This window comes from Glutamicibacter ardleyensis (genome assembly GCF_014644555.1).
In the GTDB taxonomy this organism is placed as follows: Bacteria; Actinomycetota; Actinomycetes; order Actinomycetales; family Micrococcaceae; genus Glutamicibacter; species Glutamicibacter bergerei.
Genome location: NZ_BMKX01000001.1, coordinates 803375 through 815424, shown reverse-complemented (window position 1 = coordinate 815424; position 12050 = coordinate 803375). Strand labels below are relative to the sequence as shown.

Below are 12050 nucleotides of genomic sequence, written 5' to 3'. Positions count from 1 at the left end.
GAGCACCATGACCATCTCAATCTCACGTATCCCAGAGGTAAACGGCGCGGAAGAAATTCTCAGCATCGAGGCGTTAGCCTTCATTGAGAAGCTGCATGAAAAGTTCGCGGATACCCGCAACGACCTGTTGAATGCACGCGGTGAGCGCCGCCAGCAGTTCTCCGATGCACGCGCCATCGACTTTGATCCCGAGACAGAGCACGTGCGCACCGGAGACTGGAAAGTTGCCGAAGCGCCGGAAGCGTTACGTGACCGCCGTGTGGAAATCACCGGCCCGGCGTCCCCGGCCAAGATGGCCATCAACGCACTGAACTCAGGCGCGAAGGTCTGGTTGGCCGACTTGGAAGATGCTTCCACCCCTAACTGGTCAAATGTCATTGATGCGATCGCTAACCTGTCAGCCGCCGCCCGTGGCACCCTAGCCTTCACCGATGAGAAAAGCGGCAAGTCCTATGCACTGCGCAACGACGCCCCACGCGCGGTGGTGGTAGTGCGCCCACGCGGCTGGCACCTGCCAGAAAATAACGTGCTGATCAACGGCAAGCCAGCCATCGGCGCACTGGTGGACTTCGGTCTGCACTTCTTCCACAATGCCAAGGTGCTCGCCGAGTCCGGCCAAGGACCGTTCTACTACCTGCCCAAAATGGAGCACTACCTGGAATCGCGCCTGTGGAACGAGATCTTCACCTTCGCCCAGGCCGAGCTGGGCATTGAGCACGGCACCGTGCGCGCCACCATGCTCATCGAGACCATTCCGGCGGCCTTCCAGATGGACGAGTTCCTCTATGAACTGCGCGATCACGCCGCGGGCCTGAACGCCGGACGCTGGGACTACCTGTTCTCGATCATCAAGACCTTCCGCGAAGCCGGCGAAGCGTTCATCATGCCGGACCGCTCGGCCGTGTCGATGACCGCGCCGATGATGCGCGCCTACACCGAGCTGCTGGTCAAGACCTGCCACAAGCGCGGGGCCTTCGCCATGGGCGGCATGGCCGCCTTCATCCCGAACCGCCGCGAACCGGATGTCACCGCTGCCGCCTTCGACAAGGTCCGCGAGGACAAGACCCGCGAGGCCAATGACGGATTTGATGGCTCTTGGGTGGCCCACCCAGATTTGGTGGATATCTGCAAGGAAATCTTCGATTCGGTGCTCGGAGATAAGCCAAACCAGATCGATCGTCAGCGCCCAGAAGTTGAAGTAACTGCAGCCCAGCTCCTAGACATCGCCAGTGCACCAGGAGATGTCACCGAGGCAGGCGTGCGCGCAAACCTTTACGTCGCGGTGAACTACGTCGCCGTGTGGCTTTCGGGCAATGGTGCGGTCGCCATCCACAACCTGATGGAAGACGCCGCCACCGCAGAAATTTCCCGCTCACAAATTTGGCAACAGATCCGCAACAAGGTTGTTGCCGCTGATACCGGTAATACCATCACCGCGCAGCTGGTCTCCAGCATCTTGGATGAAGAAGTTGAACGCCTGCGTTCGGAAGTGAATAACGAAGAACAGTTCGCCGCCTACTACCAGCCGGCAGCAGAGCTCATTGCGCAGCTGACCAGCGGTAAGGACGAGGACTTCGCCGACTTCTTGACCACTCCAGCCTACGAACTATTGGATAAGGAATTCGTGACCAAAGCATGAATAATCTCTTCGATGAGTCAACCCTAGCGGCCGTGGAAGCACGGCTCGCCGACACCGACAAGCTATTGCGTGAGAACTATCCAGGCGATAGTGGCGCCCGTCAGCCGGTGCACACCGTGTACGTGCCAGGGGATCGTTTCACCGGTGAACTTGCCGCGCAGTGGGGAGCTAATGCGCTCACGGCTGCCGGGGGAGCTGCGGGGTTGCGAGAACTAGCCACTCGGTTAGGTTACGCGCAGCCAGAGAAGCTCGGCGCCCTGGTAGCGGCCAAGCTAGAGGTTGAACCCATCGAAGATTTACGCCTCGACTTTGAGGATGGTTACGGCAACAGGCCGGATGCCGAGGAGGACGCGCACGCACTTGCCGCCGCCGACTCGGTATCCGCCGCCGTGGCCGCCGGGCAAGCGCCTGCCTGCATCGGTATTCGTTTTAAATGCTTCGAAGCACCCACACGGGCCCGCGGCATTCGCACCCTTGACTTGTTTATATCTCGGCTTCTAGCCAATGGTGAGTTGCCGGCAGGATTACGCTTGACCTTGCCTAAGGTCAGTACGGTCGCGCAAGTTGAGGCGATGGTATTCCTCGCTGAAAAGCTTGAAGAAAACCACGGTTTGGATGCCGGACGGATCCGCTTTGAGGTGCAGGTGGAAACCCCGCAGGCAATTATTGCCGCGGATGGAACCCACCCGGTAGCCCAGTTGATCCATGCAGGTAAGGGCAGAGTCTGCTCCCTGCACTACGGAACTTATGATTACTCGGCGTCGCTGTCGGTAGCCGCCGCCTACCAGTCAATGGAACACCCGGTCGCGGACTTCGCCAAGGACGTCATGCAGGTCGCCGTTGCCGGCACCGGGGTAGAACTTTCAGACGGGTCCACCAATATCATCCCCGCAGGAGACCCGGAGAATATCACCGCCGCCTGGGCCTTGCACGCTCGGTTGGTGCGTCGTCACCTGGAACGCGGAATTTATCAGGGCTGGGATATGCACGCCAATCACCTGCCTACCCGTTACCTAGCGACCTTCGCGTTCTTCCGCGAAGGATTGATTGCCGCGGCCACACGACTGCGCAACTACGTACACCAGATTGACTCGACGATCATGGATGAACCTGCCACCGCCAGGGCGCTGGCCCGCTATATCCACCGCGGACTAAGCTGCGGCGCGGTGCGTGTGGAGGAAGTCCAAGAACTTGCCCAGATCTCGGCTGCTGAGCTTGAGTCCATCGCCTTAAACCGAACACATGCCTAGGAGGAAAATCATGACCGCAGCAGCCGCACACAAAGCACCGTATTACACGAATTTCGGTGGCCACCCGCCACAAACCGAACTCTTGACCGATCGCGCTATAGTGACCGAGGCCTACACCGTCATTCCTAAGGGCGTGCTGCGTGACATCGTCACCAGTGTGTTCCCCGAGTGGAGCAACACCCGTGCCTGGGTGCTCAACCGTCCGATAGCCGGAGGCGCCACTACTTTCTCGCAGTCAATCCTTGAAGTTTCCCCCGGAGGAGCCGCTTCCAAGCCGGAACCACAGGCCGAAGTTTCGGGATTTATCTTTGTTCTCGGCGGGGAACTGAGTCTGGTGATTGAGGGTGCTGAGCATGTGCTGAGCGAGGGCGGTTATGCCTATCTTCCGGCAGGATCTACCTGGTCTGCCCGCAACGACGGCGCCGAGGTGGCGAACTTCCACTGGATCCGCAAACGTTATGAACCGGTGGCAGGTATTGCCGCCCCGGGTCCGGTAGTGGGCAACGAACGCGACGTGGAACCAGGGGAAATGCCTGGCACCGAAGGCAAATGGCGGACCACACGAATGCTTGATCCGAACGATATCGCCTTCGACTTTGGCGTGAATATCGTGACCTTTGAGCCGGGAGCCTCGATTCCCTTCGCGGAGACTCACGTGATGGAACATGGCCTGTATGTGCTCGAAGGCAAGGGCGTCTACCGGCTGAACGGTGACTGGGTCGAGGTGGAGGCCGGAGACTACATGTCACTGCGCGCTTTCTGCCCGCAGGCTTGTTATGCCGGGGGACCGAGTAACTTCCGCTATCTGTTGTACAAGGATCAGAACCGTCAGGTCGCTTTGTAAGCTACTCAAAAATGTAGGCTGCGGAACTCGATGAGTTCCGCAGCCTACAGTAGCTCTGTGCTGGTGCTACCAGGCAGGCAGAACCGGGATTGGGCCATCAGCTTCAATATGCCGGGACTGGCCTCGGGCCAACCACTCGATGAAACCTTCACGGTCTGAACGAACTTGTAGCGAACCGTCACCGATAACCCACTCGTCGCCTTCTTCGCTCAGTAGCGTCATGCCAGGGGCGTTCTTCACACGCATGGTGCGCACTGCTGCCTCGACGGCGTTTTCCTGTGAATCAGGATCGGCTTCTTCGATGGTCCATGCGGTTTGAAGGTCATGGTGGTGGATGACTACTTCGGCGATGCGCAGTGCCACGATGGATGTTGCAGGGATGATCTTGCCGTGCAGATCAACCTCGTCAACGGCTAGTTCGCCGGTGAGACGTTCGGACTGTTCGGCGAAGTAGCTGGCCGCGTCGCGGAAGCGGGAAAGCAGTTCTTCGCCAGGCAAAGCGGCAAGTTCGGCAATTTCCGCATTGCGTGCCTCGGTGGACGCATAAAGCTGCTGTGGTTCGCCACTGATCGCCCAATCGATGAGCTTGACCAGGGTGCGGCCGTTGGAGGCAAGGTGGGCGATGACGTGGGCGCGGCTCCACCCCTCACAGAGGGAGTCGGCTGCAAGTTCTTTTGCAGACAAAGTGTCAATCGTGGCCATCATCATTGAGGTTTCACGGTTCAGGCGGGACAGGTCTGAGTGCAATCGAGCGGTGTTGATCATGGTGTCACCCTACCAACGTGGGGTTTGAAATAGCATGGGAAAGTCGTTCTATATCAAACGAGTATCGCCGCGAACCTGGGAAGTTCTATTCGGTGCGTGGCGCGCAACAATCCAGTTTTGAAGATTAGCGATCAAATGTTCAGGAGTAAGAGCTGATGCGCTCAAAACCTTCGGTAATGCAGCTGAAACTAAAGATAAGGGACACCAGCCCGCCCATCTGGCGCAGGGTGTTGGTTCCGTCATCGATGCGACTAGACCAGCTGCACCAAGTGATCCAATACAGCTTCGGTTGGTACGACGCACACCCACACCAGTTTGAACTTGATGGTGTTCATGGCGTGAGTTACGGCGCCCCGGATTCCGAGATTATGTCGGACGTTGATGAATCCACTGTGTTCCTTGGGGACCTTCCATGGTCTCGACGAGGCATGCTCGATTACGTTTATGACTTCGGCCATTATTGGGAAGTGCGTATTGAGCTAGAACAGGTACTCTTCGGTGAGACCGGTGATCTGCCGCGCTGCATCGGAGGGCGGCGTATGGCCCCGCGGGAAGACTCCGGTGGCCCGCTGGGCTGGGCAATGGTCATCGAAGCGCTGAAAGATCCGAATCACCCTAACCTTGCGGAGTACCGCGAGTGGCTATTGCTCCGTGAAGGTGAGCAGTTTGATGCCGCACTTTTTGACAAGCAACAAGTCAACAAAATGTTTGACTACGCACGATAACTATCGACAGATCTGTAGCCAACGCGAAAAGAGCCAAGAACCGTTAGCCTTGAAACAAAGCTGTCGGTGTATGAAGGAATCGTTGTGGCCAAGAACAAAAAGAAGCAACCAAAACAGGGGCACCCGGGTCGTAGCCAACACGGCATGGTCTCGGTGGGGCAGGTCAAGATCGATCGCGGAATTGATGCGATGACGCCTAAGTTCGTGCGCTGGTATAGCCAATTTGATGTGGACACGGAGACCTCATTAGTGGTGCTGGCCGCGGTTCGAGAAACTTTATATGGTTATGCCGATAGTGCCCCGTTGGACTCGGTGACCGAATTTGACGTGCATCTTCTCTTCGCCGCCATGGAGGAATTGATCGAGTTCCAATCTGGCTTTGAACCAGCCGAACAAGCTGAACAGATGCGCGGATTGATCCACATGGCTTGGGCAGACTATCTTGATTACCTCGAAGAGATGGGTCTTTGGGAAAAGAGCAACCAAGATTTGCAGTGGTTGCGGAGCAAACTCGAGGGGCCTAGTCTTTTTGCGACAGACGACCTCGAAGTATCAGCAGCAAAGGGCGAGCTTGAAGATCTTCTGCTGACCGATATTACCAAGCTTCCACTGGTGCATTTGGCCCGAAATTTCGCACAGTGGTGCGCCAACGAAACAGGACCCGTTCAAGGAAGAATTCTTGACGAAGATTTCATCCCCAATGCCGCGAAAGCGCTCAGTGACGGGGTGCTCAAGGCATTCAATACCGAGCAGGCTGAGCAGGTCCTGACCTTCACCTTCATGGGGTTGTTGAGGGCGGAAGTAGTCGCGCTCGAAGCACCAAATCAGTTATCTGCAGGCGCCAGATTCTCCGAGTTCCAGAAATCAACCGGTGAGGAGGGCTTTGCGACGATTTACATGTTTATGCAGACCTTCCTCGACTCCTACCTTGAAATGCCTGAAGACACCGATCCATTGGTGGTCGAGACGTGGGGTCTGGCCAACTTGTGGATACTTGAAGGCATCGAAGCCATGGGGCATGAAGTCGCCGAACCTCGCGATGAACAATTCTCCGCCTCCGTGTGGGAAGCCGCCCATCAACGCATGGCAGTATTGCGCACACTAGGGCTCGTCGAAGAGGGAGAATATTATTCACTCCCCGGCTTCGTCGCAGCATTTTTGACCGATATTGATGAAGAAATAGAGGACGAAAACTTGGATGAACAGCAACTGGACTCGAAGTGGGACGAGCTTATGGCGTTGCTCCCGGACGAATCACAACGCTTAAAACGCGAAGAGCCATATACCGGCAAGGTGCTGCAGCTCAAGCTTGGATTACAAGCAACCAAGCCACCGATCTGGCGCAGAGTTCTAGTGCCGATGGATCTGCACTTAGGCGATCTACACGATATCATTCAGGCGAGTTTCGACTGGTACGACGGACATCTCCACGAATTCCGCTCCGGGGGATATAAAGGCACCAGCTATGGGCCCGAAATTGAGGAGATGGAATACGACGAAGTCGAGGACGCCTTCCTTGTTTCCGAACTACTCAAGGCAGAGAAAGACCGCCTAGATTACGCCTACGACTTTGGAGACGGCTGGGAAGTGCGGATTGATGTAGAGAAAGTCCTCGACTCTGCCGAAGGTCAACTTCCCCGTTGTACCGGCGGTCGCCGTATGGCACCCATCGAAGATAGCGGTGGCCCCTGGGGTTGGGCAGAAATGCTCAAAGCTATGAACGACTCAGCTCATGCAGAACACGGCGAAGTCTCGGAATGGTTTGAAGAGATGGGTATGGAGGAGATCGATCCTGCAGCGTTTAGTATCGAGGAAATCAACGAGGCTCTTGAACTCGAATTCTAGAACCCGAAACGGCTAGGCAAAATAATGCTCCCCGCCGGAGACCGTCACTAGGTGATGGCACCGACGGGGAGCGAATGCGCTTATGGGTTGGTTATCGCTGGGATCCGTCGGGACTGACATCTGTTGCAGGACCAGCAGGGGTTGCCCCACCTTCATCGGTCCAGTCATGTCCCGCTTCATCGGAAAGCGCGGGATCCGAAATATGATCCTCCAGCGTCTGATCCGAAGTATCGGTGGAATTCGTTGGGACGCTTTCTTTCATACATCTCCCTATGCTCGAACTTCCGCCGCCGACCTCTTGCCTGCCAATAATGACCAAGGACTAAGGGGTCGAGCGATCCTTACCCGGCCAATCTAGCACTGCTCTGCGAGGTTTGCGAGCGTTTTAATAAAGCTCTCAGCTAACTGATCAGCAACGTTTGGATATTGTCGAAGTACCCGCGAGGTTCGATCCCCGTGCGCAGCACAGTGGTAGCTTGTAGATCAATCGAGGAAAACCATAAACCTTGGACTTCCTCATTGACCGCAATGCGGCAAGCCAGGCAAAGGGGACACACGATGGAAGCGACGCCAGGAACCGATATGAGCGATCTTTCAATCGCTTCGCGGGCGGTAATCAGGCCAATATCCGAGATTGCACGGCTTGCGGGGATCCCGGATATGGCCGTTGAGTCCTATGGCAGGTACAAAGCCAAAGTGGATCCGTCCCTTTTGGCCGCTCGCAAGGACCGTCCGGGAAAGGTGATCCTGGTCAGCGGCATGTCACCAACGCCCGCTGGTGAAGGTAAATCAACCATGGTGGTGGGCTTAGGTGATGCTTTAACGGCTGCCGGAAGTAAAACCATGATCGCCTTGCGTGAACCTTCTGTGGGCCCAAGCTTCGGGATGAAGGGCGGGGCCACCGGTGGTGGCTACTCGCAGGTGCTGCCCATGGATGAAATCAACTTGCACTTCACCGGGGACTTTCATGCCATCACCAGTGCCAACAACCTGTTGATGGCACTGGTGGATAACCACCTGCAGCAGGGAAACTCGCTTGGCATTGATCCGCAACGCATCACCTTCAAACGTGTGACGGATATGAACGACCGCGCGCTGCGTCATGTGGTGATCGGGCTTGGGTCGGTGACCGATGGGGTACCGAGGGAAACCGGATTTGAAATCACCGCAGCTTCCGAGGTCATGGCGGTTTTCTGCCTGGCCACCGGGCTTACGGACTTGCGTGCCCGACTGGGCCGGATGACTATTGGTTATAGCTATGCCAAGGCTCCGGTCACCGTTGATGATTTGGGTGCTGCCGGTGCCATGGCGTTGCTGCTCAAGGATGCAATCAAGCCCAATCTGGTGCAGACCATCGGTGGCACGCCCGCATTTATCCACGGCGGACCGTTCGCCAACATTGCCCACGGTTGCAACTCGGCCATCGCCACCAATACCGCACGAGCGCTCGCCGATGTCGTGGTGACCGAAGCCGGTTTCGGTACCGACCTGGGTGCCGAGAAATTCATGGACATTAAAGCCCGCTATGCCGGATGCGCCCCCGACACGGTGGTAATCGTTGCGACAGTCCGTGCTCTGAAAATGCACGGCGGAGTGACCAAAGATGAGCTGGGTAAAGAAAATGTTGCGGCGGTCCGCGATGGACTGCCGAATCTCGCGCGGCATGTCTCGAATATCAAGAAGTTCGGCGTCCAGCCGGTTATTGGCATCAACCAGTTCACCTTAGATACCAAGGCCGAACTGGCCGTGGTCACGCAGTGGGCGCAGGCGCACGGGGTTGAATGCGCAGTCGCAGACGTGTGGGGCCAAGGCGGTCAAGGTGCCGGCGATTTGGCCTCCGCGGTTTTGCGGACTATCGAGGAGCCAAGCAATTACGCGGAACTATATGAGTTGCAGCTGCCCGTCGAGGAGAAGATTTCTACCGTGGTGCGCGAGATGTATGGAGCAGCCGGGGTGGAATACTCCGCAAAAGCTAAGCGAGTACTTGAACAGATCCACGCCAACGGTTGGGACCAGCTACCGGTATGTATAGCTAAAACCCAGTACTCCTTCTCCGATGACCCAACTCTTCTAGGCGACCCCGGGGGCTTTACGCTGCAGGTGCGTGAGTTGATTCCTAAGACTGGTGCTGGCTTTATCGTGGCCATCACCGGAACGCTGACAACCATGCCAGGTCTTCCCAAGGTACCCGCTGCCATGCACATGGATGTTGATGGCAACGGGAACGCGGTGGGGCTGTCCTAGGAAGGTTTCTCCCCAGATTCTTCTGGCTCCCAGCGCAAGATGTCTCCGGGTTGGCAGCCAAGTACCCGGCAGATGGAATCCAGGGTGGTGAAACGAACGGCCTTGGCACGGCCGTTCTTCAACACAGCAATATTCGCTGCCGAGATTCCGACGGCCCGGGAGAATTCTCCCACCGACATTTTCTGTTTCGCTAGTTGCACGTCGATGTCGATGATGATGGGCATCAAACCACCTCTGCTAATTCATCTTCGAGGCTAGTCGCTCCACGCAGTAAGCCTTTCATGACCAGCATTAGCAAAAGAAATGCGATTCCGCAGACCGTGGCAGCCATAACGGCTAAAGCGATGCCTGGGCCTCCCACGTTAATAATTCCCAGCAAGTGAATACCTAGCCCCAGCACTAAAACGGTGGCAAGTGCGATGGCCCCAATGATGGTGTTGACCCACACGAAGGCGCGCTGATTAAAGATGGTGCGACGCTCTACCAAAGACAACAGTTTCCAAATTGCCACCAGTGCCGTCTGCATGCACGCGATTCCAATAATCACTACCGCGGCATAGGGGGCGGCGAGGAAGGCGACTTCAGGGAACTGGCTTGCATTTTCTTGAGCCAAAGTCGGTACCACCCATACTTGCCAAAGTAAGCAGCCCAGGAATATCAGGATAAGAAAGGCCCGGAGAAGGATTGCCAGCGCTGTATTCATAAGTCGATTATCGATCATTATCTATCGAAAATCAATAGATACTGTCAATCCTTCTTCGGGAAGAGGGCCTTAGGCTCGTCGCTGCACGAACACCACGGTGTCCTGAAGCGTCGCCGGGTTACCATCCGGGTCGGTGATGGGGCGTTCGGCGATTTCTGCTCGAAGAATATTCCACTGCTCTGGGTCCAAATCCAGTGCAACCAGCTCGGATTCCGGGCTTGGGAAGGAATGCTGCGCCATCTGCTCATTAGTGGTCCATGATGGTGCGGCCGCGTGCGAAACCGCCAGTAGGTGTCCACCGGGTGCTACCAAGGATGCGGCGCTCTGCAGAGTTTTGGCGCGCGGAAATTCGAAAGGAGCCTGGAAGAAGCTCAAGGTCACCAGGTCGAATTGTTCATCGGTAGTCCACGTGGTGAGGTCTGCGGTGATGAAGCGGGCCTGCTGTTCACTGAAGTCATGCTTGGCTGCATCTGCCTGCGCGCGTGTGACCGCGGTGGCGGAAATGTCCACACCACTAGCTTTCCAGCCCTTGCTGGCGAGCCACAAAACATCGGCCCCTTCGCCGCAACCGAAGTCTAGGCTTCTGCCAACGGGAAGACCTGCAACGGTATCGGCCAGTACCTTATTAACGTTTCCGGACCAGACGCGCTCTGACTGGCCGTAGTGGTTTTCCCAGAAGGCTACGTGATCGGTCTCGGTCTGATGGTGATGTGAATGCATGGGTTCCCCGCTCTAAATTTCAACGACCTGCTTTCTTCAACTCTAGGGCGCAATCACCACATGTTCACTTCACTTTGCCTCTGACGCAAACATTGCCAGTGGTCGAGCAAATCACATGATTCCTTGCCCATCCAAGGAGACGTGTATTGCTGGTGCACCGTAGGCTTGAGATAAGCAATTCCGCACAGATTTAGGGGACGTTTCATGGCTAGCAAGAAGAAACAGGGCAAGAAGAATTCCGGTGCAGGTAACCCGGCCAAGGCAGCACAGCGCGGCCGCAGTGTATTTCGGATCCAGGCCGAAATTCTCGTCGACTCGTTGCGTGAAGACTACGCGATGTGGGTCAGCGAAAAGGCACCGGCTTTTGGCTCGGAAGAAGCCGCGCAGGTCGCTGAAATTCAGCTGGGTGTCGTGCGCTCGATTGGTGCCGAATATGCCGAGCATGCGCGCAGTTCAAATCTGCACCACATTGAACCAGAGCTCTTCGGCGAAGTGTTCGCTGAGTTCTTAGTCAATTTGCCCGAAGGTTTGGAAGCCGAGCCGATCTTCAGCGCGTGGCTTGAGTTCTTCTCCTACCAGCACGAGCGTGGCATCTGGGAAGGTGGCGAGGAGAATCTTTCCGAGCTGCGTGAACTATTGGACGACGCACTGAAGGGTTTCGCCGAAGACGACGCGCAGCTGTGCGAGTTGCTTCGAGGCACCGATCTTTACACCAAGGTCAAGGCCTTCTCCGAGGCATTGGGTGACGGTGTGGACATTACCGCGTTTAGTGAAGCGGCCAACGAAGATCGTGTACGAGTCATGGCGTCGGTAGGCGTAGATGCCGCTACCGTTCCGGTGGATGCGCCGGCACCGGATGTTTTCGCCCATGTATGGAACGCTGCGATCCTCTCGGTGGTTGACCCATCCGAGGGACGGATCGTGCGTGATGACCAGGCCTTCGCACATCTGATTGAGGGCGAAGAATCCGAGAGCGCACAGCTGCTCTTTGAGATGGGTGTTGGGTGCGTTCAGAGCCATCTGGTGCCAAACCAGGCCTTCACCGAGCGCGACGAAGCCTACTTCCTGGTACTCCGTAACCTATTGGTCACCGCGGTCACCGGCCGCCCGGCAGATCTCGAGGCGCTTCGCCGTAACTGCGGACCGAAGAACTTCGACGCGGTACTTCCCGAAGCACGGCAGGCACTTGTTTCCTTGGAGGGCTTCGGGCTGCTGAAGTCCAAGGGCGAGGAATACGAAGTGGACGAGCGCCTGCTTCCGGTGATCTCGGCCGGCGTCAGCGAAGCCGAAAGCCTGATCGAAGAAACCGAATAAG

General features: G+C 56.7%; 12 protein-coding genes. 7 read left to right on the top strand and 5 right to left on the bottom strand.

From position 1 onward, the window contains the following. Window positions 1-7: 7 nt before the first annotated feature. From aceB to IEX04_RS03615, 3 genes are read left to right on the top strand one after another with little or no spacing between them, the layout of a single operon-like run. Window positions 8-1639, top strand: a complete 1632-nt coding sequence (gene aceB, locus IEX04_RS03625; RefSeq protein WP_188683812.1) for a malate synthase A — start codon at window positions 8-10, stop codon at window positions 1637-1639. Beyond that, window positions 1636-2889, top strand: coding sequence for a DUF6986 family protein (locus IEX04_RS03620; RefSeq protein ID WP_188683810.1), 1254 nt, complete (start codon window positions 1636-1638; stop codon window positions 2887-2889). The genes aceB and IEX04_RS03620 overlap by 4 nt, the downstream gene beginning before the upstream one ends. A gap of 10 nt (window positions 2890-2899) precedes the next feature. Then, complete coding sequence (locus tag IEX04_RS03615) at window positions 2900-3733, top strand: bifunctional allantoicase/(S)-ureidoglycine aminohydrolase (protein WP_188683808.1); 834 nt, start codon at window positions 2900-2902, stop codon at window positions 3731-3733. Between the two features lie 66 nt (window positions 3734-3799). Here IEX04_RS03615 and IEX04_RS03610 read toward each other — a convergent pair whose 3' ends face one another. Next, entirely contained in the window at window positions 3800-4498 is a 699-nt protein-coding gene (locus IEX04_RS03610) for a maleylpyruvate isomerase family mycothiol-dependent enzyme (RefSeq protein ID WP_188683806.1), read from the bottom strand. A 155-nt stretch (window positions 4499-4653) separates the two neighbouring features. Here IEX04_RS03610 and IEX04_RS03605 point away from each other — a divergent pair, with 155 nt between their 5' ends. Together IEX04_RS03605 and IEX04_RS03600 are read left to right on the top strand one after the other, a co-directional pair. Then, complete coding sequence (locus IEX04_RS03605) at window positions 4654-5223, top strand: plasmid pRiA4b ORF-3 family protein (RefSeq protein ID WP_188683804.1); 570 nt, start codon at window positions 4654-4656, stop codon at window positions 5221-5223. Window positions 5224-5307: 84 nt separating this feature from the next. Beyond that, window positions 5308-7068 carry a plasmid pRiA4b ORF-3 family protein gene (locus IEX04_RS03600; protein ID WP_188683802.1) on the top strand — a complete coding sequence of 587 codons (1761 nt, stop codon included), beginning with the start codon at window positions 5308-5310 and terminating at the stop codon, window positions 7066-7068. Between the two features lie 91 nt (window positions 7069-7159). On the opposite strand, the gene IEX04_RS03595 is transcribed toward IEX04_RS03600, so the two are convergent. Beyond that, the gene (locus tag IEX04_RS03595; RefSeq protein ID WP_188683800.1) at window positions 7160-7330 is read right to left on the bottom strand and encodes a hypothetical protein; all 171 of its coding nucleotides are present in this window, start codon (window positions 7328-7330) and stop codon (window positions 7160-7162) included. Window positions 7331-7626: 296 nt separating this feature from the next. Here IEX04_RS03595 and IEX04_RS03590 point away from each other — a divergent pair, with 296 nt between their 5' ends. Further along, on the top strand, window positions 7627-9312 hold the full coding sequence (locus tag IEX04_RS03590) for a formate--tetrahydrofolate ligase (RefSeq protein ID WP_188683797.1): 1686 nt from the start codon (window positions 7627-7629) through the stop codon (window positions 9310-9312). On the opposite strand, the gene IEX04_RS03585 is transcribed toward IEX04_RS03590, so the two are convergent. From IEX04_RS03585 to IEX04_RS03575, 3 genes are all read right to left on the bottom strand, one after another. Beyond that, window positions 9309-9536 carry a helix-turn-helix domain-containing protein gene (locus tag IEX04_RS03585; RefSeq protein ID WP_188683795.1) on the bottom strand — a complete coding sequence of 76 codons (228 nt, stop codon included), beginning with the start codon at window positions 9534-9536 and terminating at the stop codon, window positions 9309-9311. The genes IEX04_RS03590 and IEX04_RS03585 overlap by 4 nt on opposite strands. Then, the gene (locus tag IEX04_RS03580) at window positions 9536-9925 is read right to left on the bottom strand and encodes a DUF2975 domain-containing protein (protein WP_188683793.1); all 390 of its coding nucleotides are present in this window, start codon (window positions 9923-9925) and stop codon (window positions 9536-9538) included. Before IEX04_RS03580 ends, IEX04_RS03585 begins: the two co-directional genes overlap by 1 nt. Window positions 9926-10084: 159 nt before the next feature. Continuing rightward, entirely contained in the window at window positions 10085-10735 is a 651-nt protein-coding gene (locus IEX04_RS03575) for a class I SAM-dependent methyltransferase (RefSeq protein WP_188683791.1), read from the bottom strand. 204 nt (window positions 10736-10939) lie between these two features. Between IEX04_RS03575 and IEX04_RS03570 the strand changes: the two genes are divergently transcribed. Beyond that, the gene (locus IEX04_RS03570) at window positions 10940-12049 is read left to right on the top strand and encodes a hypothetical protein (RefSeq protein WP_188683789.1); all 1110 of its coding nucleotides are present in this window, start codon (window positions 10940-10942) and stop codon (window positions 12047-12049) included. Window position 12050: the final 1 nt, after the last annotated feature.

Bases quoted from the DNA above. Each gene is read 5' to 3' on its own strand.
- IEX04_RS03620 (WP_188683810.1), top strand. From the start codon at position 1,636: ATGAATAATCTCTTCGATGAGTCAACCCTAGCGGCCGTGGAAGCACGG.
- IEX04_RS03615 (WP_188683808.1), top strand. From the start codon at position 2,900: ATGACCGCAGCAGCCGCACACAAAGCACCGTATTACACGAATTTCGGT.
- IEX04_RS03585 (WP_188683795.1), bottom strand. From the start codon at position 9,536: ATGCCCATCATCATCGACATCGACGTGCAACTAGCGAAACAGAAAATG.
- IEX04_RS03610 (WP_188683806.1), bottom strand. From the start codon at position 4,498: ATGATCAACACCGCTCGATTGCACTCAGACCTGTCCCGCCTGAACCGT.
- aceB (WP_188683812.1), top strand. From the start codon at position 8: ATGACCATCTCAATCTCACGTATCCCAGAGGTAAACGGCGCGGAAGAA.
- IEX04_RS03595 (WP_188683800.1), bottom strand. From the start codon at position 7,330: ATGAAAGAAAGCGTCCCAACGAATTCCACCGATACTTCGGATCAGACG.
- IEX04_RS03590 (WP_188683797.1), top strand. From the start codon at position 7,627: ATGGAAGCGACGCCAGGAACCGATATGAGCGATCTTTCAATCGCTTCG.
- IEX04_RS03605 (WP_188683804.1), top strand. From the start codon at position 4,654: ATGCGCTCAAAACCTTCGGTAATGCAGCTGAAACTAAAGATAAGGGAC.
- IEX04_RS03570 (WP_188683789.1), top strand. From the start codon at position 10,940: ATGGCTAGCAAGAAGAAACAGGGCAAGAAGAATTCCGGTGCAGGTAAC.
- IEX04_RS03575 (WP_188683791.1), bottom strand. From the start codon at position 10,735: ATGCATTCACATCACCATCAGACCGAGACCGATCACGTAGCCTTCTGG.